This is a genomic window from Burkholderia sp. AU27893 (assembly GCF_002223205.1).
GTDB lineage: Bacteria > Pseudomonadota > Gammaproteobacteria > Burkholderiales > Burkholderiaceae > Burkholderia.
Window position 1 is genome coordinate 751,817 of record NZ_NKFD01000004.1, and the last position, 20,165, is coordinate 771,981.

Below are 20,165 nucleotides of genomic sequence, written 5' to 3' on the forward strand. Positions count from 1 at the left end.
GGAGGAGGCCGCGTGCAGCGCCTTTGGCGGGCGCTGCAGCGTGTGAGTCAGGGCAGGGCGGGCAGCGCCGCAGCGCCGCCGCTGTAGATGCTCAGCGCTCGTCGCTCCACAGCTTGCCGGCCGTCGCCCAGTTCTCTTTCTTCACGTCGGTCAGGATGATGTCGACCGAGCCCGGTTCGCAGCCGAGCGTCTCGCACGTGACGCGCGTGATGGCTTCGACGAATGCGCGCTTCTGGTCGACGGTGCGGCCTTCGAAGAGCTGGATATTGAAAGTCGGCATGACGGAGTGCTCCGATTGGTTGGGATGAGTGAGGCGTTGGGCGCCGGCGGCGTCAGTCGCGATACGTCGGATCGATCCGGTCGAGCCGTCGCAGCAGCGCCGGCCACTCCAGTTCGCCCTCGATCGCGCCGCCGTCGCGCAGCTGTTCGGCGGTTCGGTCGGCGACGGCCGGGTCGGGCAGCACGAGCGGCCCGCCGCCGGCCTGCGCGCGCACCTGGATATCGCACGCCTTGATCAGCGTATCCATCAGCACATAGGCTTCGGCCACGGTGCGGCCGACCGTCAGCGTGCCGTGGTTGCGCAGCAGCATCGCGGATTTCGCGCCGAGGCTCGCGGTCAGCCGCACGCCTTCGGCCGGCGAGAACGCGAGCGCCTCGTAGTCGTGGTACGCGAGGTCGCCGTGAAACCGCAGCGCGTGCTGCGAAGCGGGCAGCAGCCCGTCGCGCTGGATCGACACGGCGATGCCGGCCGTATTGTGCAGATGCATCACGCATACCGCGTCGGCGCGGGCGGCATGCACGGCCGCGTGCAGCGCGAAGCCCGTCACGTTGACCGCATGCTCGCTGTCGCCGATCCGGTTGCCGGCCAGGTCGATCTTCACGAGATTCGACGCGCGGACTTCGTCGAACGTGAGGCCGAACGGGTTGATCAGGAAGTGGCCGGGCTCGCCGGGCACGGTCGCGGACAGGTGCGTGTAGATCAGGTCGTCCCAGCCGTTCAGCGCGACGAACCGGTACGCGGCGGCGAGGTCGACGCGTATCCGGCGTTCGGCGTCCGAGATCGGGCCGCCGGGTTGCACGGCATCAGGACGGTGTGCGAATGACGACATCGGGTTCTCCGAAGGTGAAGCGGCGCGCGACGATCACCATGACCCACGACGCGAGCGCGAACGGGGCCGTGAACGCGGGAATGCCGGCGTGCGTCGCGAGCCACTGGATCAGCGCGGCGAGTGCGGCGGCCGCGAGCGCCGCGCGCGGGCCGCGCGGCATCAGCGCGAGTGCGGCGAGCGCGCCGTTGAAGCCTAGCAGGCCGTCGGCGAACGATGCGCCGCTCGCGCCGAGCGCGACCAGCAGCACGGTCGATACCAGCGCGCCGCCGAGCGCGAATGCGGCCGCACGGCGCGATGCCGCGGCGAGGCCGACGACGATCAGCGCGCCGGCCCATGCGCCTTGCGCGAAAGTGGCCTGCGCGACGCCCGAGAGCAGCGCATCGGCCGCGGATGAAAACGTCAGCGCCGGGCCGGCCGTCGCGCCGCCTGCCTGCTGCAATGCGACAAACGGAAACCACAGCGCGGTGACGGCGAGGCACGGGCTCGAATACGGGCACTGCCGCCAGCGTGCGAGCGGCACGCGCATCGCGCGCTGCACGAGCGCCGCGCCGATCGAGGCCAGCGGCACCAGCACGATGGCGGCAAGTTGATGGGGCGCGAACAGCACGGCGATCAGCGCGGCGAGCGCGCCGTTGAAGCCGTGCAGCCCCTGTTCGACGTCGCGGCGCTCGGCGCCCGTCAGCACCGCCGTCATGCTGGCGGCGGCCGAGCCGACCAGCGCCGCGCTCGCGAGCCGCAGGTCGGTCAGCGCCAGTGCGGCGAGCAGCAGCGCGCCGGTGAGCGCATTCGCCTGCAGCACGATCTGCCCGATGCCGCGCAGCAGGATATGCAGGTCGATCGACGGCGAAACGGGGCGGGCGGTAGGCATGATGGCGGCGGAACAGGACGAGCCGCGAGCATAGGACACAATCCGATGCACCGGAATAGGGAATTCTGGATAGTCAGCATTTGTGGTCGATGCCCCGAAACGGTGAATCCGGCGGTCGATTCGTGCCCGAACGCCGCGCCGCGGGCGCTTTCGGCGGGTGGCCCGTTCGGAACTCGAATCCGTGCGCTGGCCGGCACTTTCGCCGAGCGATTCGTGCGACGATGCCTCGCATCGGGATTACCGGGAGACGGAAAGATGCGCGAAGTGCGTTGGGCGTCGCTCGAAGGCGACGGAGTCGAACATCTGACGTTCGACCGGAGCGGCGGCGGGATCGTCGTCGAAAGCGCGGTGGTCGGCCAGCGGTACGGCCGGGCGTACGGGCTCGCGTATCGCGTCGAGTGCGATGCGCACTGGCGCGTGACCTATGCGGTGCTCAAGGTAATGGGCGGCGGCACGCTCGAATTGCGCGGCGACGGCGCGGGCCACTGGCGCGACGGCTCGGGCCGCGCACTGCCGGAACTCGATGGTTGCATCGACATCGACATCGCGGCGACACCGTTCACGAATTCGCTGCCGATCGGCCGCCTGGGCCTCGCGCGCGGCGAGCGGCGGCCGATCGACGTCGCGTACATCTCGACGCCGGACCTGAAGGTCACGCCGGTCAAGCAGGCCTATGCGTGTCTCGAGCCGGGCCGGCGCTATCGCTACGAAGGGATTTTCCGCGACTTCACGGCCGAGATGGAGATCGACGACGACGGGCTCGTCGTCGATTACGAGACGCTGTTCAGACGCCTGCCGGCGCTGGCGCCCGCGGCGCGCTGAACCCGGGCCGCGACCGGGGCGAGCGCCGGCCGCTCCTGCGCGGACGCGAAGCGGTCGATCCGCGACGCGATCAGGTCGGGGTGGCGCAGCACGATCCAGTGCGTGCCGTCGATTTCCTCGCGCACGTGGTCGCCGAGCCAGCGGTCGAGGTCGACCGACATCTCGGGCGTCACGTAGCGGTCGCGCACCGGCACCAGGATCTGCACGGGCGCCTGCGCGTATCGCTCGCGCGGCTTGCGGGCCCGTGCGATGAAGTTCGCGCGGTACAGCTGCAGCCCGTTCAGCGCGTTCTTCAGTTGCACGGGATCGCGCTCCGCCCGCACGCGCTCGGTGAGCTGCAGCCAGCGCGGCCACAGCGCGGCGCCGCCGAGCCGCCATACCAGCGACGGCACGAGCGGCAGGTGGAAGAACGCGATGTACCACGACTTCAGGCTCTGCTTGAGCCGCATCTTCGCGCGGAACACGTGATCGAGGCACGGGCCCGAGATCGACGTGTACGACGCGATCCGGCCGCGGAACGCGGGGTCGGTCACGGCCTCCCAGCACTGGATCGACCCCCAGTCGTGGCCCACGAGATGGAACGGCCGGTCGCCGCAGGTTGCGTCGGCCACCGCCCTCAGGTCGGCGGCGAGCCGCTCGAGCGTGTAGTCGGCGCGGCGGCGCGGCGCATCGGACGCCCCGGCGCCGCGCACGTCGTACGCGATCACGCGGTAGCGCTTCGCGAGCCGCGCGCGGATCGGCGCCCACACGGCCGCCGAATCCGGGTAGCCGTGTACGAGGATCAGCGGCGGGGCGCGACGCGACCCGCTCACGTAGACGGCGAGTTTCACGTCGCCGGACTGGACGGTCAGCATCTCGTGGGCGCGCGCCATGGCGTCATGCCTGCGCCACCGAGTGCAGCGGCACGCGGCGCGGGGCGGCTTGCGCGGCGTAGCGCGCGTTGGTCGCGTCGATGTTCTCGAGCAGCGTGTCGAGCTCCTGCAGGTACTGATGGTTGTCGTGGTCCCACGGGTGGAAGCCCGGGCGGAAGTAGTCGAGCCATTCGCGTGCGATGCTCGGGAACACGCCGTGTTTCGGGCTGTACAGGTACTTCACGAGGCGCCACATGCCGCCGAACTTGCCGTGTTCGCGACGGTGCGCGCGCATCAGGCGCACGTGGAAGTCGAACACGATGGCCCAGAAGAACACGGTGGTCGTCAGCATCGTGCCGGTGCGCAGCAGGTAGCTGCCGAGGCCCGGCTTCATCACGGTGCGCCACACGTCGTAGGACACCGCCTTGTGCTCGGTTTCCTCCATCGCGTGCCACATCCACATCTGCTGGTAGCCTTCGACCGAGCCGTCGATGCGGTGCTCGTGGCCCGACAGCAGCTGGTTCGCGAGGATCGCCGTGTAGTGCTCGAGCGCGATCGTGATCGCGAGCTGCATCGAATGCGGCAGCACTTTCTTGAACCAGCCGAGGATCGTCCACAGGCGCTTGTCGAGCTTGTGCGCGGGCAGGCCCGACGCCTGCAGCAGGTCGTTGTATTCGATGTGCTCGCGCGTGTGCATCGCTTCCTGGCCGATGAAGCCGAGCACCTGCTTCTTCAGTTCCGGATCCTCGATCTGGTCGCGATAGTTGCGCACCGAATCCATGAAGAAGCGTTCGCCGGCCGGGAACAGCAGCGACAGCGCGTTCATGAAGTGCGTGACCGGTACGCCCTGCACGTGCCAGTCGCGTGCGCGTTCGGGGGGCAGCGCGAAACGGATGTCGCGCCGCACGGGCATCATGTTCGGGGTGGTCATGATTGTTCTCCTCCCTGGTTGCCTGCATTGTTGTAGGTGGCGTGCAGCGGCGCGGCCGCCGGCGTGCCGCGCGCGGCGCGCCGGGCCTTCGCGGCCTCGCGGCGCGTCGCCAGCACGACGAGCGCCTGGTACGCGGCGGGCAGGATGCGCGCCATCCAGTCCGCGCCCTTCGCGTCGCGGCCGATCAGGACGCGGCGCTTGTTCTTGCGCACGCCGGCGAGGATCGTGCGCGCGGCCTCGTCGGCGGTCGTGATGAAGAACTTCTCGAAGCTGTCCTTGCCTTGCTGTTCGCTCTCGACGATGAAGCCGACCATGTTCTTCGCGACGCGGCTCGATTGCGCGATGTTCGTGCGGATGCCGCCCGGATGCACGCAGGTCGCCGACACGCCGCACTTCATCATTTCGAGTTCCTGGCGCAGCGATTCGGTGAAGCCGCGCACCGCGAACTTGGTCGCGTTGTAGCCGCTCATGCCCGGCTGCGCGAAGATCCCGAAGATGCTCGACGTGTTGATCACGTGGCCGTCGCCCGATGCTTTCAGGTGCGGCAGGAACGCCTTCGTGCCGTGCACGACGCCCCAGAAGTTGATGTTCACGATCCACTCGAGATCGCTGTATTCCATTCCTTCGATCGTGCTCGACAGCGCGACGCCCGCGTTGTTGAAGATCAGGTTGACCTTGCCGTGTTCCTTCGCGGTGTCGTCGGCCCACGCGAACATCGCGTCGCGCTCGCCGACGTCCAGCACGCGCGTCGACACGCGCACGTTCGGCGCGATCGCGCGGACGATCCGTTCGGTTTCGGCGAGGCCCACGCCGTTCTTGTCGGCGAGCGATACGTGGCAGCCGGCCTGCGCGAGCTGGATCGCGAGCGCGCGGCCCATGCCGGAGCCGGCGCCCGTGATCGCAGCGACCTTGTTGGCGAAATCTCTCATGTCGGTGGCTCCTTGTCTGGCTCAAGCCGCTTCGGCGGACGGGGAAGTCGAAGCGGAAGCGGCGGGCGCGGCGGCGGGCCGCGCGGTCGTGTCGTGTTGCGGCGCGCGATACGCGTGGTAGTCGGCGATCGAGAAGTGCGCGGTCGCCTGGCGGAAACGCCACGTGAAACCCGGCCACAGCGTCGTGTTCTTGCCGGTGCGCGGATCGAGGTACCAGCTCTTGCAGCCGCCCGTCGACCAGATCGCCTTCTTGAGCTTGCCTTGCAGGTCGCTGTTGAACTGCGCCTCGACGAGCGGGCGCACCTCGATCGCGTCCGCCCGTTCGCGACGCATCGCCTGCAGTGCACCGAGGATGTATTCGATCTGCGACTCGATCATGAACACCATCGAGTTGTGGCCGAGGCCCGTGTTCGGGCCGACGATCATGAAGAAGTTCGGGTAGCCGGGCAGCGTCGAGCCGAGATACGCGTGCGCGCCGTCGCGCCAGGCGTCGACGATGTCGAGCCCGCCGCGGCCGATGATCGCGCCGCGCGGATACGGATCGGCCACCTGGAAGCCGGTGCCGTAGATCAGGCAGTCGACTTCATGACGCTTGCCGTCGGTCGTCACGACCGCGTCGGCTTCGATGTGGTCGATGCCGGTCGTGATCACGTCGACGTTCTTGCGCGACAGCGCCGGGTAGTAGTCGTTCGAGATCAGCACGCGCTTGCAGCCGAGCGTGTAGTTCGGCGTGACGGTCTTGCGCAGCTCCGGATCGGGAATCTGCTTGCGGATGTGGCGCAGCGCGAGCTTCTGCACGTTCTTCATCAGCGACGGATGGATCGCGAAGCCGAGCACGCGCGATTCGAGCATCCAGTAGATGCCGCTGCGCACGGCCTTCTGCGTGAACGGCAGCGTGCGGAACAGCCACTTCTCGAACCCGGTCAGGTTGCGATCGGGCTTCGGCATGATCCACGGCGGCGTGCGCTGGAACAGCGCGAGCGCCTTCACGCGCGGCGCGATCTGCGGCACGAACTGGATCGCGCTCGCACCGGTGCCGATCACCGCGACGCGCTTGCCTTCGAGCGGATAGTCGTGATCCCACTGCTGCGAGTGGAACGCGCGGCCCTTGAAGGTCTCGACGCCGGGAATCGACGGCAGCGCGGCGCGCGACAGGCCGCCCATCCCCGACACCAGCACGCGTGCGGACAGCCGCTTGCCGTTCGCGAACGTGAGGCGCCAGCGTTGCGCGGCCTCGTCGTACTCGGCGCGCTGCAGTTCGTGGTTCAGGCGCAGGTGCGGGCCGACGCCGAAGCGCTGCACGCAGTCTTCCAGATAGGCGCGGATTTCCGGCTGCGGCGCGAACATGCGCGTCCAGCGCGGGTTCGGCGCGAACGAGAACGAATAGACGTGCGATTGGACGTCGCAGGCACACCCGGGGTAATGATTGTCGCGCCACGTGCCGCCGACCGACGCGGCCTTCTCGAGGACGACGAAGTCGGTCACGCCTGTCTGACGCAGGCGGATCGCCATCCCGAGGCCGGCGAAGCCGGTGCCGATGATGGCGATGTCGATGGTTTCGTCCAGGCCGTCGTGGCCGGGCGGACCGAAAGGCAACGTGCGAGCATTCATCCGGGTGTCTCCGATTTGGCTCATTTTCGAATGTTACATTGTTTGATGTAACGATAGTGGGTGAACCCGGAAACCGCAAGAGGCTAGAAGCGGCGCTCTAAGGGCCGGAAGCCAGACGGGAAAAGGCTGAGCGGAGTTTGGAACGGGCCGGTTTCCGCAATGCGGGATACGCGGAAAGGGCCGTCGACAGGGCGAGAGCGGAAGTTGGCGAGACCGCCGGCGCGCGGCGGCCTGTTTGAAACGGTATCAGGGACGGATCGGCCGAGCGGCTGTCTCATGGAAAACCCCGGCCACGATCGTGACCTGCGCGAGCGCGTAGAGGCCCCAGATCAGGTAATCGATGCCCGGAAAACCGCCGAGGAAGCGGCCGACGCCGATCAGCGTATCGGAGCCGACGAAAATCAGGCTGCCGACGGCCACCAGCGGGCCACGCGTGCGGGCGGCGAGCGCGAAGCTCGCCATCGCGCACAGCACGAGCATGTAGACGGCGACCGGCGCCATCAGCTCGCCGAGGTGCGGGAAGAACGCCGCGTAGAACGCCGGCGCGGCGATCCACAGCCCGACGAGCGCGACGATGCGCCATCCGTGCGGCCGCGCGCGCCAGCGCATGAAGATCGCGCAGTAGCACAGGTGCGTGAGCAGGAACGCGCCGAGGCCGAGGACGAACGACAGCGGCCAGTCGGGCAGCGCGAGCAGTACGTCGCCGAGCACGGCCGTCACGAGCGCCGCGCACAGCCACGCGCGTTCGCGCGGTGCGGCGCAGGTGCTGCCCGCCGCGAGCAACAGGAGGCCCATCGCGGCTTTCGCGGCGGCCTGGCCGGGATAGGGCGCGGCGGCGAGCGACAGTCCATATAGCAGCGCGGCGACGACGGCGAGCGGCCAGAGCCGGCGGTAGGGGGCGGGAAGCGTGGCGATCAAGGCGGGTGTCTCCGGTTTGTTGTTGTCTGCGGTGGACGGCGCGCGGTCGAGGCGCGGCTGTCGGCCATTATCCGGAAGAAAGGGCGTGCCAAAACCGGCGAATCCTTCTAGGAAACGACCGGGATCGCGATGCACGAGGATTGCCCGTCGGCGCAGCAATCCGGCGATGCCGGGCTCCGGTGCGTGGGCGCGGCCGCCGGATTTCTCCGCGCGTTGCCCGGGTCGAACCGGGGCAACGACTGCAATTCGGCTTGCTATGATCGCCGCGGTATTGCTGTTGTCGATGTGGTTGTTGCCGTCGTTGTCGTTGTTTCCGCCCGGCCGCGCAACTGGATGCGCAAGCCGGAGCGGGCCCGATGAATCCCGGCCGTGCCCGGCCCGTGCGCTCAGGCGAAGCGGGGCGGGCTGGCCTTCCCCACGAAAACAGGTCCGACCATGACCGAACTTCTCCACGGCGACGGCGCGATCCGTCGCACGACGCCGTACGGCTCGTCGATCGAAAACACCTACGCGGGCGTGCTGTCGTTCATGCGCCGCAACTATTCGCGCGAACTCGACGGCGTCGACGTCGCGATCTCCGGCGTGCCGCTCGATCTCGCGACGACCTACCGCTCCGGCGCGCGGCTCGGCCCGGCGGCGATTCGCGCGGCGAGCGTGCAGCTCGCGGAGCTTCATCCGTATCCGTGGGGCTTCAACCCGTTCGACGATCTCGCGGCCGTCGACTACGGCGACTGCTGGTTCGACGCGCACAACCCGCTGTCGATCAAGCCCGCGATCGTTGAGCATGCGCGCACGATCCTCGGTTCCGGCGCGAAGATGCTGACGCTCGGCGGCGACCACTACATCACGTACCCGCTGCTGGTTGCTCATGCGGAGCGCTACGGCAAGCCGCTGTCGCTGATCCATTTCGACGCGCACTGCGATACGTGGGCCGACGACGATCCGGACAGCCTCAATCACGGGACGATGTTCTACAAGGCCGTGAAGGAAGGGCTGATCGATCCGGCGACGTCGGTGCAGGTCGGGATTCGCACGTGGAACGACGACTTTCTCGGGATCGAGCGGCTCGATGCGGCGTGGGTGCATGACCATGGCGCGCGGGCGGCGGTCGAGCGGATCGTCGATATCGTCGGCGCGCGGCCGGCGTACCTGACGTTCGATATCGATTGCCTCGATCCGGCGTTCGCGCCCGGCACCGGCACGCCGGTCGCGGGCGGGTTGTCATCGGCGCAGGCGCTCGCGATCGTGCGTGCGCTCGGCGCGGTGAACCTGATCGGCGCGGATGTGGTCGAGGTCGCGCCCGCGTACGACCACGCGGACATCACGGCGATTGCGGCCGCGCATGTCGCGTGTGACTTGCTGTGTCTGTGGCGGCAGAAGAAGGTGGCGGGGGCGCTGAAGTAAGTCGGCATGCGCGTGCCGCAGGGGCGGTGCGCGCATTGCCGGATCGAGGTGCCGTGGGCAGTTTTCCAGTTACGTAGCCGGCGAAAAAAGGCCTCGCGGATTCTCGTGGAAGGGCCTTGCCGACCCGTCGGCGACATCCGCGAAAGGTTGGCGGGTAGCTGCTTCCGTTCACCAACGAGGCGTTAGCGTATTCCCGATGACGTGCCGCGATTTCATCAAGCAAAAACCTATTTGCGCCTGAAAAAAGCCGCAAGCATGTCGTCTTTCGGCGCTGCCGGTTGCGTTGTTTGCTGTTTTCCCGACCGTCCGCGAGAACGAGCGTGATCCGCCCCGGCGCCGGCGTCATCTGGCCAGGCCCCCGTATAAACCGCACGCGGCCGGATGAGATCGGATTGCTCGCGCTGCTCCAGCCCGTGCGCGATCCAGCCGATCGAGCGGCCGAGCGCGAACAGGCCGAATGCCGCGCCGACGGGAAGCCGCAAATGTCTGCGTAACGCCACCAGCGCGAGATCCAGCGAGGGCTTCTGGCCGACGAGCGCGCTCCCGGTATCGATCATCCTTTTCCACTGAGGATGTCGCGGCAGGATCCGCGACAACAGATACGTCGCGCGCACGTCGCCATCGGGATAGAGCGCATGTCCGAAGCCCGGCAAGCCGTCGCCCCGGGCGAGACGCGCGCCCATTTTTTGCTCGACCTCCCTTTTGCCCAGTTCGTCCCACAGTGCTTCGCCACGCGCGGTGGTGGCGCCGTGCCGCTCGCCCGACAAGCCGGCCAGGCCGCCGACCACGACGGCGCGCAAGCTCGCGTTCGTCGACGCGATGCACCGCCCCGTGAAGCTCGACGCGTTCAGTTCGTGATCCGCGCACAGCACGAGCGCCATCCTGATCAGCTCGGCGCCCGCCGGCCCGACGCCCCATGCTCGCGCGCATTGCGCGTGGATCGGGGCGGTATCGATCCGGGTGCGCAGCAGGCACGCCGCCAGAATCCGCACGAGATCGCCGCAGCCCTGCGCCTGACGATCGGCCGACTGATGCCAGATCGCCGTGGGCGCGTCCTCGCTTGCAACGGTGAAGAGCGGCAGCAGTGCTTGCTCGGTGCGTTGACCGGCGTAGTGCCTGAAGAGCGTTCGCAGTACTGATGGCGTCGTGGGGACGTGACGGCCGAAAGCGGTCTGCTCGTCGCATCGCCACAGCAGCGCCGCGACTTCCTCGAGACTCGCGCGGGCAGCGAGATCGAGTGCATCCACGCCGCGATAGAAAAGCCGGCCGCCATCGATCAACGTGATGCTCGATTCGAGCACGGGCAACCCCCAGTTCAACGCGGCCTTCGCCACTTCCTTCGGCTTGCGGCCGCGTGCGCGTTGATCCGCGAGGCGCTCGACATCGGCCGCGAGGTAGCGGCTTTCACGGTGGTTGTTGCCCGGTTCCGCGCGAAGCAGGCCGCGGCTGACGTACGCGTAGAGGGTTTGCCGCGAGACACCGAGCCTTGCCGCGGCTGCGGTCGAATTCAGGTAGTTCGACATCGTGCGCAGGGGGAATCGTTCGACAGGTTGATCAGGATAATCAACGTTGACAGCAAATGCGAGCGGGACGATCTTTGCCTCACCGAATTCATGCGAGGCGAACATGGGTGTCGATCAAATGTCGAGGGAACGGGCCGCGGCCGATGACGAGCGGGTGTCGCGTCATCTACAGGCGTTCTGGCGCGCAGCGGGTGGGTCTCAGGCTTTTCTCGAGTCGTGCAGCTTCAGCGGGTCGGGCGAACTGGTTTCGGCATTTCGCGTAACCGACCTGGCCACGGCGGCGATCGGTGCGGCAGGAACGTCCGTTGCCGAATTGCTGCATGCGTCGACCGGGACGTTGCCGGCGGTTCGGGTCGACCGGCGCATGGCGTCGCTATGGTTCGGCACGTCGCTGCGTCCGCAAGGCTGGTCGATGCCGCCGCAATGGGATCCGGTGGCCGGCAACTATCGGGCACGCGATCGCTGGATCCGGTTGCACACGAACGCGCCGCATCATCGGCTGGCCGCGTTGTCGGTGCTCGGCTGCGCCGCCGATGCGCAGTCGGTCGCGCAAGCGGTGAATCGCTGGGATGCCGCCGCGCTCGAAGCGGCGATCGTCGAGCGCGGCGGTTGTGCCGCGGCAATGTACTCGGCGCAGGAGTGGGCCGGGCATCCGCAGGGCAACGCAGTCGCAACCGAGCCGTTGCTGCATGCCCGTGCCGCGACTGATGCCGTCGCGCACGACTGGCGGCCTTCGAAAAACCGGCCGTTGCGCGGCATTCGCGTGCTCGACCTGACGCGCATTCTCGCCGGCCCCGTGGCGACACGGTTTCTTGCGGGCCTGGGCGCCGACGTGCTGCGCATCGATCCGTACGGCTGGGAAGAGCCGGGCACGGTGCCCGAAGTCGTCCTCGGCAAGCGGTGTGCGCGGCTGAACCTGAAGGATGCCGCGGATCTCGATACGCTCAAGCGGTTGCTCGGCAGCGCGGATATCGTCGTGCACGGTTACCGGGCCGATGCACTCGCGCGCCTCGGGCTCGATGCCGCGCATCGGCGCGAACTGAATCCCGCGCTCATCGACGTGTCGCTCGACGCTTATGGCTGGAGTGGTGAATGGCGTTTCCGGCGCGGCTTCGACAGCCTCATTCAAATGAGCACGGGAATCGCCGAGGCGGGCATGCGCGTGATGGGCCGTGATGAGCCGGTGAACTTGCCCGTTCAGGCGATCGACCATGCGACGGGTTACCTGATGGCGACCGCCGCGATACGCGGGCTGACGATGCGAATGAAAGAGGGTGTCGGTAGCGAGGTGCGCGCTTCGCTGGCGCGCACGGCGGCCGAGTTGAAGTTGCGCTCGGAGCCGATGAGCGAGGTGGTCGAACTGGTTGCCGACGATCAGCGTGATCGTGCGGAACCCGTCGAATCGACGTCGTGGGGGCCGGCATCCCGGCTCGTTCCGCCCGTGCGGATCGACGATGCGCCGCTCCGATGGCTTTATCCGGCGCGCGCGCTGGGTGCGTACGAGCCCGAATGGTTGCCGTCGAACGACGATCTGTGACGCGATGCGATGAGTCGGCTGGTGTCGGTGAGTGGCGACGGGGCGGGAATCGAACTGGCCACGGCGATGCACTTTGCTCAGCGCAATGCGCGCGTCGTCATCATCGGACAGCGCGAACGTGATGGAACACGTGGCCGAAGTGATCGGCGGCATGTTTCCCGATGCGCCCCCGCCGCGCCCTGGCCGCCGATCAGGATGTGCCTGATGGACGGAACGCGTTCGGCGGAGAGGGGGCAGGCTAGTGAAACCAGTCGGCCGGCGAAGACCGCCGGCGCGTTGCGCGTCGCTGAATCGAGGGCCGGGCGTTGTGTTTAACCGCGCGTGTCGACCCAGTTGCGTGCCCAGCGGGCCGAATGCTGCAACGCCTGCTCCTCGCTCGTGAAGTAATCGAGCGAATAGAACTGGTAGCGGCCTTCGGTGCGAGGGCTGCCGGCGCGTTCAAGCAGCAGGTTGGACGAAAAACTACCGTCGGGCAAACGATGCGCCGAGGGTTGGACGGCATAGCCGTTGTATTGATGAATTTGTTCGTTATGCATTTTAATTTTAATCATGTTCGAGTGCGCGCGTGCCGTGCGGATGTGCACGGATATGCCGATTCAAAGCCATTGCGAGCCGAATCTGACGCAGTCGTAAAGCGAAAAAGGGCTTGGCAGCCAGGGGGGGAATGAAGTGCAACGAGGCGTGTGGCGCGCGGCAAGCTGCTCAATGAACCGATGCAGCCAAGAGCAATCGCGCCAACTTTGGGAGACCAGGCTCCGCGAGGATGTCGCTGCAACCCGGCGCCCGATAGGGGGCGCCGGGTCCTTCAAACTTTACAGCGGCTTGATGTTGGCCGCTTGCAGACCCTTCGGGCCTTGCTTCGTTTCGAAGCTCACTTTCTGGTTTTCAGCCAGCGTCTTGAAGCCGTCGGCGCGAATTTCGGAGAAGTGAGCGAAGAGGTCGTCGCCGCCGTTGTCGGGCGTGATGAAGCCAAAGCCTTTGCTGTCGTTGAACCACTTGACGATACCGGTATCCATGAAGATTCCTTGAGAAAAAAATATGAAGATTTGCTCTGAATAGAGCGCTGGAAGCGTCAAGGAGGGAGAGGACAACGAATACCGCTGAGGAGCGATCAATTGATGAACAGCAATCGGACTTCTTGAACTTCGACCGAGACATTAACCGCTGGGCAGCGGTGGCGTCAATCATTAACTTGTAACTGTTTCACTTCGCGGCCCGTATTGCGGATGAAGCGATGTGGCCCTGTCTGGCTGAGCGTGCGGCGCGGCTTGGCCTGCAGGGGCGTCCAAGATAAACGCACACGCGAGACTCGCGCGCTGGCGCGAACGCCGACAGTGCGTCCCGCGTTTCCCCGAACATTCGACAAGAACAAGAAAGGCCGCCGAGCCGTATGCCCGGCGGCCTTCGACAAGTTGCGCGCGACGTTCCCGCTACTTCGCCGCGAGCGCACGCTGCGCGCTTTGGTCGACCCATGCGTTGTCGGCCACGTTCAGCTTCTGCGGAATCAGCTTCGCCGCATAAAACGCATCGGCGACGCCTTGCTGGGTCGCGACGATCTTTTCGTCGATCGGCACCGCGCCGAACGGGACACGCTTGAGCCACGTCTCGACGAGCGGTTGCGGCAGGCCGACCTTCGGTGCGATCAGCGCGGCCGTGTCGGCCGGATGCGTGTTGACCCACTGGCCCGTCTCGCGTGCCTGCTTCAGGATCGCGCCGACCACGTCGGGATGCTGCTGCGCGAAGTCCCGCGTGGCTTCGTAGAAGTTGTTGGTTGCAGTGAGGCCCGTGTAGTCGGACAGCGTACGCACCTTCAGCGTGTTTTGCGCGGCTGCATAGTACGGATCCCAGACGACCCACGCATCGACGTTACCGCTCTCGAATGCGGCGCGCGCGTCGGCGGGCGGAAGATACACGGGGCGGATTTCGTCGTAGCGCACGCCGGCCTGCTTCAACGCTTCGAGCAGCAGGTAGTTCGCGCTGGAGCCCTTCTGCAGTGCGATCTTCTTGCCGCGCAGGCCGGCGACCGAACGGATCGGCGAATCGGCCTTCACGAGCACGGCTTCGTTGTGCGGCGCCGGCGGTTCCGCGCCGACATAGACGAAGTGCACGCCGGCCGCCTGGGCGAACACGGGCGGCGGCGCGCCCGTGTAGCCGAAGTCGATGCTGTTCGCGTTCAGCGCTTCGAGCAGTTGCGGGCCGGCCGGGAATTCGAACCACTGCACGCCATAGCCGAGCGGCTTGAGCCGTGCTTCGAGCGAACCTTGCGCCTTGATGACCGACAGCAGGCCGGCCTTCTGGTAGCCGATGCGCACGACCTTGTCGGCGCTGCCTTGCGCGAACGCCGACGCGGCGGACAGCGCGACGAGCGTGGTGACGGCGGCGGTGCGGGCGATCCAGCGGGTGAAACGAATCATCGAACGGACTCCATGCAGAACGTCTTCGGGCGAGCGGCGGTGCCGCTCAGTTGGAAGAATCGTCGCATGGGCGATCACGCCCGCAAACGAAGCATTGTCGATATCAATATGACGGCGGCGCGCCTATGCTTCGTCGCTGCCGTGTTCCGGTGAAGGTGTGCCGGACTGCCGCGCGGCCTCGTCGCTGAGCTTCTTGTCGAGGATCGTCGCGACGCGGCCGCCGAGATACGCGCTTGCCGCGGTCTCCAGTGCGCGGTTCGTCTCGCCTTCGACGAACACGGCCGCGAGCGGGCGCAGGCGCCAGATCGCGTCGACCAGTTCGGGCACGTCGGTGGCGGGCGGCAGCGTGCCCGCGTCGTAGCGGTCGAGCCGCTTCACGACGAGATCGACGAGCAGTCGCGCGATCGCGTCGAAATGCGGCCGTGCGAGGCTGATCACGTCGAGCAGCTCGCGCGGCGGAATGCCTTCCTTCGTCATCGCGGCGGCCGCTTCGAGCAGCGCGGGGCTCTTGGCGACGAACGACAGGCCGCGCCGTTCGAGCAGGCCGAGTTCGGTCACGCGCGACAGCTGCGTGGTGGCCTGCGGGCCGAACATCTGCGCGAGCGCGGCAAGCGAATAGGTCTTCGGCAGTTCGTGCGACCAGCGGCCGCCGATCGCGTTTTCGAGACCGAGGATCGAGCGCAGGTCGTGGCCTTCGTCGATCGCCTTGATCAGGTCCTGGATGTTCGACAGCGTGTAGCCGCGCGCGAGCAGATGGTTGATCAGCTTCAGGCGTGCGACGTGCGTGTCGTCGTAGATGCCGACGCGGCCGCGCTTTTCCGGCGGCGCGAGCAAACCGCGATCCTGGTACGCGCGGACGTTGCGCACGGTCGTGTCGGACACGCGTGCAAGTTCGTCGACCGTGTACTCGTTGCGGGCGTCCGGCGCCGCCTCGTCGGGAGTGGAATGAGTCTGTTTTGACATGCGGCCATTCTAGCGCGACGTGGGAGGCTCCGGCGAGGCGGGGAGCGTGCGCGCGCCGTCGCCGAGCGGGCGCTGCAGCAGCGCCGTATCGATCCAGCGGCCGTGCTTGAAACCGACCGCCTTCAGCACGCCGGCCGGCTCGAAACCGAACGCGCGATGCAGCGACGTCGAGCCGCCGGTACCGCCGTCGGCGATCACCGCGATCATCTGCCGCCACGGGCCGGCCTCGCAGCGTTCGATCAGCGCGGCGAGCAGTGCGCGGCCGATTCCGCGCCCGCGCTGCGCCTCGTCGATGTAGATCGAGTCCTCGATCGTGAAGCGGTACGCACGGCGGGTGCGATACGGCGTCGCGTACGCGTAGCCGGCCACGCGGCCGTCGCATTCGGCGACGAGATACGGCAGCCCGTCGCGTAGCACCGCGTCACGGCGCGCGCGCAGTTCGGCGACATCGGGCGGCGTTTCCTCGAACGACGCGACGCTGTGGTGCACGTGGTGCGCATAGATCGCGCGGATCGCATCGAGGTCGGCGTCGGTTGCGTCGCGAACGACACAGGCGGGGGTGGTAGGCATGGCGGCAGTCCGGTGAATGCAAAGCGCCACTATGCCGGTCGCTGGCGCGCATGGCAAAGCCTTGTTCGGCGGCGGCCGCCTACAGCCGTCCATCCGCCGCGTGAACGGCTTCGGCGATCGCGTCGGCGACGCGCTGCACGCGCGGCGACCGGCGCACGTCCGGGTGGACCACGAGCCAGATCTCGCGCTCGATGTCGCAGCGTGGCGCAGCCGTCAGCTCGACGAGCGGCGCGCCCGCACGCGCGGCCGGATCGTCGACGAGAAACCGCGGCAGCAGCGCGACGCCGGCGCCGGCCGCGCACGCGCGATGCTGCGCGGCCAGGTCGTTGGTGACGAACGCGAAACGGCGACCGGCCGCGAAGCGGGCGAGCCACTGATGCTGCGGCGTTTGCGCGAGCGCGTCGTCGTAGCCGACGAACGGCCAGGTGTCGGGCGGTGCATCGGCCCACTCCGGCGACGCGCACAGCGCGAAGCGCATCGTGCCGAGCCTGCGCGCGGCGAGCCCCGGCTCCGTCGGCCGCGACAGCCGCACCGCGAGATCGGCTTCGCGCGCGTACAGGTTCGCCGCGTGCATCTCGCCCAGCAGGTCGATCCGCAGCGCCGGCCATGCGCGCTGCGCGCGGGCGAGCCGCGGCGCGAGGAAGTGGCTGGCGAACACCGGCGACGCCGATACGCGCACCACGCCGTCGAGCGCCGCCGCGCCCTGGGCGGCGCGCGCGAACGCGTGTGCGTCGGTTTCGATGCGTGCCGCGTGCTCGGCGAGGTGCAGCCCTTCGTCGGTCGGCGGCCAGCCGCGCGGTAGCCGGTCGAACAGCCGGATGCCGAGCGCGGATTCCAGCGCGTCGATGCGCCGCGCGACCGTCGAGTGCTGAACCTGCAGCGCCCGCGCGGCGGCCGACAGGCTGCCGCCCCGCATCACCGCGAGGAAATAACGGATGTCGTCCCAGCTCATCGGCAATGCGGATGCGGAAACGGGATCCTGATCGGTCGAATTTTGCACAGTAGATGAGCGAATGACGGGAATTCCGTTCGATTATGCACGATGGGATGATCGTGACACTTCATTCGATTACGAGGAACGTCATGACCCAGACTGCCACCGCCATCCGGATCGGGATCGACCGTTACGGCGACGCCGGCGTACTGCGCCGCGTTGATGCACCCGTCGCGCCGCCCGGTGCCGGCGAAGTACGGATTCGCCAGACCGCGATCGGTGTGAATTTCGTCGACATCTATTTCAGGTCGGGCGCGCACGCGTTGCCGGCGCTGCCGGATGCGCTCGGTGTCGAAGCGGCCGGCGTGATCGATGCGGTCGGGCCGGGCGTGACGGATCTCGTTCCCGGCCAGCGCGTCGCGTATGCGGGCATGCCGACCGGCAGCTATGCGAGCCTGCGTACGATGCCGGCCGGGCGTGTGCTGCCGATTCCCGACGGCTTGAGCGACGAAGCCGTCGCGGCCGGGCTGCTGAAGGGGATCACCGTTTACATGCTGCTGCATCGCGTGCGCCAGGTCGGCGCCGGCGACACGGTGCTCGTGCATGCGGCGGCCGGCGGCGTTGGCTTGCTGGCGACGCAATGGGCGCGTGCGCTCGGCGCGCGGGTGATCGGCACGGTCGGGTCGGCCTCGAAAGCCGCGCTTGTTCGCACGCACGGTGCCGACGCGGTCGTCGATTACCGGGAGGAGGATTTCGTCGCGGCGGCCCGCGCGTTCGGCGGCGGTGCCGGGGTCGATTACGCGATCGACGGGATCGGCGGCGACGTGCTGACGCGCACGCTCGGCGCGGTTCGTCCGTTCGGGATGGTCGCGAGCATCGGGCAAGTGGCCGCGATCGGTGCGCGGCAGACGTTCGATCTCGACGAACTGGGGCCGGCGCGGTCGATCGCGCTGGCACGGCCGAGCGTGCTGGGCTTCATCGCGCGTGACGTCGACGGATATCGGGCGGCTGCGCGCGCGACGCTCGAACGGCTCGCGGGCGGTATGCATGTGGAGATCGGCGCACGGCTGCCGCTGGAACAGGCGGCCGATGCGCACCGGTTGCTGGAGTCGCGTGCGACGACGGGTGGGGGCGTGCTGGTGCCGTGATGGCGGGGGATGGGGATCGCGAGGCGGCTCAGCGCTTGCGTCGCGATCCACGGGAGGCTCAGTGGTGCTTGCGCAGCGGCGCATCCTCGACGAACCACGCAAGCACGAAGGCGATCGCGATGACCGTCGCCGCGGCCAGGTACACGACATGCAGCGAACCGGCGAACGCGTGCAGGTACGCGTCGCGCACGGCATCCGGCAACTGGTGGACGGCGGCCGGGCCGAGCGCGGGCGGCAGCTCCGTGCCGGCCGGCAGCGCAGCCATCACCCGCGACTGCAGCCCGTGCGAGAACAGCGCGCCGAACGCCGCGACCCCGAGCGAACCGCCGATCGAGCGGAATAGCGTCGCGCCCGACGTCGCGACGCCCATGTGCCGGAATTCGACCGTGTTCTGCACGGCGAGCGTCAGCACGGGCATCACCATGCCGAGGCCGGTCCCGAGCAGCGCCATGTACGCGTACATCGTGTGCAGCGGCGTATCGAGCGTCAGCGTCGACAGCAGCGCCATCGCGATGGCGCCGGTCAGCGTGCCCAGGATCGGGAACATCCGGTACGAGCCGAGCCGTGAGATCAGCCGGCCGCTGACGATCGACGTCACGAGCATCCCGCCCATCATCGGCAGCAGCTGCATCCCGGCCTGCGACGGCGTCGAGCCCTTCACGACCTGCAGGTAGAGCGGGATGAACGTGACCGAGCCGAACAGCGCGATGCCGACGACGAAGCCGATCAGGCTGACCAGCACGAAGGTGCGATGGCGGAACAGCTCGAGCGGCATGATCGGCTCGGCCGCGAGCCGCTCTTCATAGATGAAGCCGCCGATCGCGACGACGCCGAGCACGAGCGTCATCCACAGTTGCGGCGACGTCCACGGCAGCAGCGAGCCGCCTTCGCTCGTGAACAGGATCACGCAGGTGAGGGCGGTGGCGAGGAACGCGGCGCCCATGTAGTCGATCCGGTGCTTCACGTGCGCGGTGTGCGGCCGGAACGCGACGCCGATCACCGCGAGCGCGAGAAAGCCGAGCGGCAGGTTGATCGTGAAGATCCACCGCCACGACAGGTGCTCGACCAGGAAGCCGCCGAGCAGCGGGCCGATGATCGTCGCGAGGCCGTACACGCCGCCGAACATCCCCTGGTAGCGCGCGCGGCGATCGGGCGGCACCAGGTCGCCGATCGCGGCCATCGTGACGACCATCAGGCCGCCGCCCCCCAGCCCCTGCAGCGCGCGCAGCACGATCAGCTGCGTCATGTCCTGCGCGACGCCGCACAGCGCGGAGCCCGCGAGGAACAGCACGATCGCGGCCTGCAGCACGATCTTGCGGCCGTACAGGTCGCCGAGCTTGCCGTACAGCGGCAGCACGACGGTGGAGGAGAGCAGGTACGCGGTGACGACCCACGACAACTGGTCGAGCCCGCCGAGCTCGCCGACGATCGTCGGCAGCGCGGTCGACACGATCGTCTGGTCGAGTGCGGACAGCAGCATGACGAGCAGCAGCGCGGCGACGATCAGCCCGGTCGGCGCGTCGCGGCGGGCCGTTTCGGCGGCCGGCGGAGTGAGGAGGGTGTGGGTTGTCATCGAGATATCTGCCAGGGCAGGGAATTGTGTCGAACTATAGCGACTGATAGTTGACTGGTC

At 67.9% G+C, this 20,165-nt stretch carries 20 protein-coding genes; 4 read left to right on the top strand and 16 right to left on the bottom strand.

What is annotated here, in order from left to right; all coding sequences use genetic code 11:
* Positions 1-91 precede the first annotated feature (91 nt).
* The 3 genes from CFB47_RS23300 to CFB47_RS23310 are packed head-to-tail and all read right to left on the bottom strand — an operon-like array spanning position 92 to position 1,977.
* Positions 92-280, bottom strand: coding sequence for a 4-oxalocrotonate tautomerase (locus CFB47_RS23300; protein WP_039344138.1), 189 nt, complete (start codon positions 278-280; stop codon positions 92-94).
* Positions 281-332: 52 nt separating this feature from the next.
* Positions 333-1,109, bottom strand: a complete 777-nt coding sequence (locus tag CFB47_RS23305) for a class II aldolase/adducin family protein (RefSeq protein ID WP_089462414.1) — start codon at positions 1,107-1,109, stop codon at positions 333-335.
* A complete protein-coding gene (locus tag CFB47_RS23310; protein WP_089462415.1) occupies positions 1,084-1,977 on the bottom strand; it encodes an urea transporter in 894 nt (297 codons plus the stop codon). Before CFB47_RS23310 ends, CFB47_RS23305 begins: the two co-directional genes overlap by 26 nt.
* 255 nt (positions 1,978-2,232) lie before the next feature.
* Between CFB47_RS23310 and CFB47_RS23315 the strand changes: the two genes are divergently transcribed.
* Complete coding sequence (locus CFB47_RS23315; protein ID WP_089458479.1) at positions 2,233-2,799, top strand: putative glycolipid-binding domain-containing protein; 567 nt, start codon at positions 2,233-2,235, stop codon at positions 2,797-2,799.
* On the opposite strand, the gene CFB47_RS23320 is transcribed toward CFB47_RS23315, so the two are convergent.
* From CFB47_RS23320 to CFB47_RS23340, 5 genes are all read right to left on the bottom strand, one after another.
* Positions 2,748-3,671, bottom strand: coding sequence for an alpha/beta fold hydrolase (locus CFB47_RS23320; RefSeq protein WP_089462416.1), 924 nt, complete (start codon positions 3,669-3,671; stop codon positions 2,748-2,750). The two genes, CFB47_RS23315 and CFB47_RS23320, sit on opposite strands and share 52 nt — an antisense overlap.
* A gap of 4 nt (positions 3,672-3,675) precedes the next feature.
* Positions 3,676-4,581: a metal-dependent hydrolase gene (locus tag CFB47_RS23325; RefSeq protein ID WP_039344147.1), complete on the bottom strand. Its 906-nt coding sequence runs from the start codon at positions 4,579-4,581 to the stop codon at positions 3,676-3,678.
* Positions 4,578-5,510, bottom strand: a complete 933-nt coding sequence (locus tag CFB47_RS23330) for an SDR family oxidoreductase (RefSeq protein WP_089462417.1) — start codon at positions 5,508-5,510, stop codon at positions 4,578-4,580. The genes CFB47_RS23325 and CFB47_RS23330 overlap by 4 nt, the downstream gene beginning before the upstream one ends.
* A gap of 21 nt (positions 5,511-5,531) precedes the next feature.
* Positions 5,532-7,121, bottom strand: a complete 1,590-nt coding sequence (locus CFB47_RS23335; RefSeq protein WP_089462418.1) for an NAD(P)/FAD-dependent oxidoreductase — start codon at positions 7,119-7,121, stop codon at positions 5,532-5,534.
* Between the two features lie 246 nt (positions 7,122-7,367).
* Positions 7,368-8,039: a lysoplasmalogenase gene (locus CFB47_RS23340; RefSeq protein ID WP_089462419.1), complete on the bottom strand. Its 672-nt coding sequence runs from the start codon at positions 8,037-8,039 to the stop codon at positions 7,368-7,370.
* 435 nt (positions 8,040-8,474) lie between these two features.
* Between CFB47_RS23340 and speB the strand changes: the two genes are divergently transcribed.
* Entirely contained in the window at positions 8,475-9,443 is a 969-nt protein-coding gene (gene speB / locus CFB47_RS23350) for an agmatinase (protein ID WP_089462421.1), read from the top strand.
* Positions 9,444-9,670: 227 nt separating this feature from the next.
* Here speB and CFB47_RS23355 read toward each other — a convergent pair whose 3' ends face one another.
* A complete protein-coding gene (locus CFB47_RS23355) occupies positions 9,671-10,966 on the bottom strand; it encodes a citrate synthase family protein (RefSeq protein ID WP_089463519.1) in 1,296 nt (431 codons plus the stop codon).
* Between the two features lie 103 nt (positions 10,967-11,069).
* Between CFB47_RS23355 and CFB47_RS23360 the strand changes: the two genes are divergently transcribed.
* Positions 11,070-12,503: a CoA transferase gene (locus tag CFB47_RS23360; protein ID WP_089462422.1), complete on the top strand. Its 1,434-nt coding sequence runs from the start codon at positions 11,070-11,072 to the stop codon at positions 12,501-12,503.
* Positions 12,504-12,814: 311 nt separating this feature from the next.
* On the opposite strand, the gene CFB47_RS23365 is transcribed toward CFB47_RS23360, so the two are convergent.
* The 6 genes from CFB47_RS23365 to CFB47_RS23390 all read right to left on the bottom strand — a co-directional run bounded on the left by CFB47_RS23365 (position 12,815) and on the right by CFB47_RS23390 (position 17,402).
* A complete protein-coding gene (locus CFB47_RS23365; RefSeq protein WP_089427204.1) occupies positions 12,815-13,039 on the bottom strand; it encodes a hypothetical protein in 225 nt (74 codons plus the stop codon).
* Positions 13,040-13,315: 276 nt separating this feature from the next.
* A complete protein-coding gene (locus CFB47_RS23370; RefSeq protein WP_006485974.1) occupies positions 13,316-13,519 on the bottom strand; it encodes a cold-shock protein in 204 nt (67 codons plus the stop codon).
* 414 nt (positions 13,520-13,933) lie between these two features.
* Positions 13,934-14,917: a sulfonate ABC transporter substrate-binding protein gene (locus tag CFB47_RS23375; protein WP_089462423.1), complete on the bottom strand. Its 984-nt coding sequence runs from the start codon at positions 14,915-14,917 to the stop codon at positions 13,934-13,936.
* A gap of 123 nt (positions 14,918-15,040) precedes the next feature.
* A complete protein-coding gene (locus CFB47_RS23380) occupies positions 15,041-15,880 on the bottom strand; it encodes a MerR family transcriptional regulator (protein WP_089442177.1) in 840 nt (279 codons plus the stop codon).
* A gap of 9 nt (positions 15,881-15,889) precedes the next feature.
* The gene (locus CFB47_RS23385; protein WP_089458469.1) at positions 15,890-16,450 is read right to left on the bottom strand and encodes a GNAT family N-acetyltransferase; all 561 of its coding nucleotides are present in this window, start codon (positions 16,448-16,450) and stop codon (positions 15,890-15,892) included.
* Positions 16,451-16,529: 79 nt separating this feature from the next.
* Entirely contained in the window at positions 16,530-17,402 is an 873-nt protein-coding gene (locus CFB47_RS23390) for a LysR family transcriptional regulator (protein ID WP_089463520.1), read from the bottom strand.
* A gap of 131 nt (positions 17,403-17,533) precedes the next feature.
* Here CFB47_RS23390 and CFB47_RS23395 point away from each other — a divergent pair, with 131 nt between their 5' ends.
* Positions 17,534-18,532 (top strand): quinone oxidoreductase, encoded by a 999-nt coding sequence (locus CFB47_RS23395; protein ID WP_089462424.1) that lies wholly within the window; start codon positions 17,534-17,536, stop codon positions 18,530-18,532.
* 58 nt (positions 18,533-18,590) lie between these two features.
* Here the strand turns inward: CFB47_RS23395 and CFB47_RS23400 are convergent, their stop codons facing one another.
* Positions 18,591-20,105 (bottom strand): MDR family MFS transporter, encoded by a 1,515-nt coding sequence (locus tag CFB47_RS23400; RefSeq protein ID WP_089462425.1) that lies wholly within the window; start codon positions 20,103-20,105, stop codon positions 18,591-18,593.
* Positions 20,106-20,165 lie beyond the last annotated feature (60 nt).

Excerpts from the sequence above, each read along its gene's own strand:
- CFB47_RS23300 (WP_039344138.1), bottom strand. The coding sequence starts at position 280 with ATGCCGACTTTCAATATCCAGCTCTTCGAAGGCCGCACCGTCGACCAG.
- CFB47_RS23305 (WP_089462414.1), bottom strand. The coding sequence starts at position 1,109 with ATGTCGTCATTCGCACACCGTCCTGATGCCGTGCAACCCGGCGGCCCG.
- CFB47_RS23310 (WP_089462415.1), bottom strand. The coding sequence starts at position 1,977 with ATGCCTACCGCCCGCCCCGTTTCGCCGTCGATCGACCTGCATATCCTG.
- CFB47_RS23315 (WP_089458479.1), top strand. The coding sequence starts at position 2,233 with ATGCGCGAAGTGCGTTGGGCGTCGCTCGAAGGCGACGGAGTCGAACAT.
- CFB47_RS23320 (WP_089462416.1), bottom strand. The coding sequence starts at position 3,671 with ATGGCGCGCGCCCACGAGATGCTGACCGTCCAGTCCGGCGACGTGAAA.
- CFB47_RS23325 (WP_039344147.1), bottom strand. The coding sequence starts at position 4,581 with ATGACCACCCCGAACATGATGCCCGTGCGGCGCGACATCCGTTTCGCG.
- CFB47_RS23330 (WP_089462417.1), bottom strand. The coding sequence starts at position 5,510 with ATGAGAGATTTCGCCAACAAGGTCGCTGCGATCACGGGCGCCGGCTCC.
- CFB47_RS23335 (WP_089462418.1), bottom strand. The coding sequence starts at position 7,121 with ATGAATGCTCGCACGTTGCCTTTCGGTCCGCCCGGCCACGACGGCCTG.
- speB (WP_089462421.1), top strand. The coding sequence starts at position 8,475 with ATGACCGAACTTCTCCACGGCGACGGCGCGATCCGTCGCACGACGCCG.
- CFB47_RS23355 (WP_089463519.1), bottom strand. The coding sequence starts at position 10,966 with ATGTCGAACTACCTGAATTCGACCGCAGCCGCGGCAAGGCTCGGTGTC.
- CFB47_RS23360 (WP_089462422.1), top strand. The coding sequence starts at position 11,070 with ATGGGTGTCGATCAAATGTCGAGGGAACGGGCCGCGGCCGATGACGAG.
- CFB47_RS23365 (WP_089427204.1), bottom strand. The coding sequence starts at position 13,039 with ATGCATAACGAACAAATTCATCAATACAACGGCTATGCCGTCCAACCC.
- CFB47_RS23370 (WP_006485974.1), bottom strand. The coding sequence starts at position 13,519 with ATGGATACCGGTATCGTCAAGTGGTTCAACGACAGCAAAGGCTTTGGC.
- CFB47_RS23375 (WP_089462423.1), bottom strand. The coding sequence starts at position 14,917 with ATGATTCGTTTCACCCGCTGGATCGCCCGCACCGCCGCCGTCACCACG.
- CFB47_RS23380 (WP_089442177.1), bottom strand. The coding sequence starts at position 15,880 with ATGTCAAAACAGACTCATTCCACTCCCGACGAGGCGGCGCCGGACGCC.
- CFB47_RS23385 (WP_089458469.1), bottom strand. The coding sequence starts at position 16,450 with ATGCCTACCACCCCCGCCTGTGTCGTTCGCGACGCAACCGACGCCGAC.
- CFB47_RS23390 (WP_089463520.1), bottom strand. The coding sequence starts at position 17,402 with ATGAGCTGGGACGACATCCGTTATTTCCTCGCGGTGATGCGGGGCGGC.
- CFB47_RS23395 (WP_089462424.1), top strand. The coding sequence starts at position 17,534 with ATGACCCAGACTGCCACCGCCATCCGGATCGGGATCGACCGTTACGGC.
- CFB47_RS23400 (WP_089462425.1), bottom strand. The coding sequence starts at position 20,105 with ATGACAACCCACACCCTCCTCACTCCGCCGGCCGCCGAAACGGCCCGC.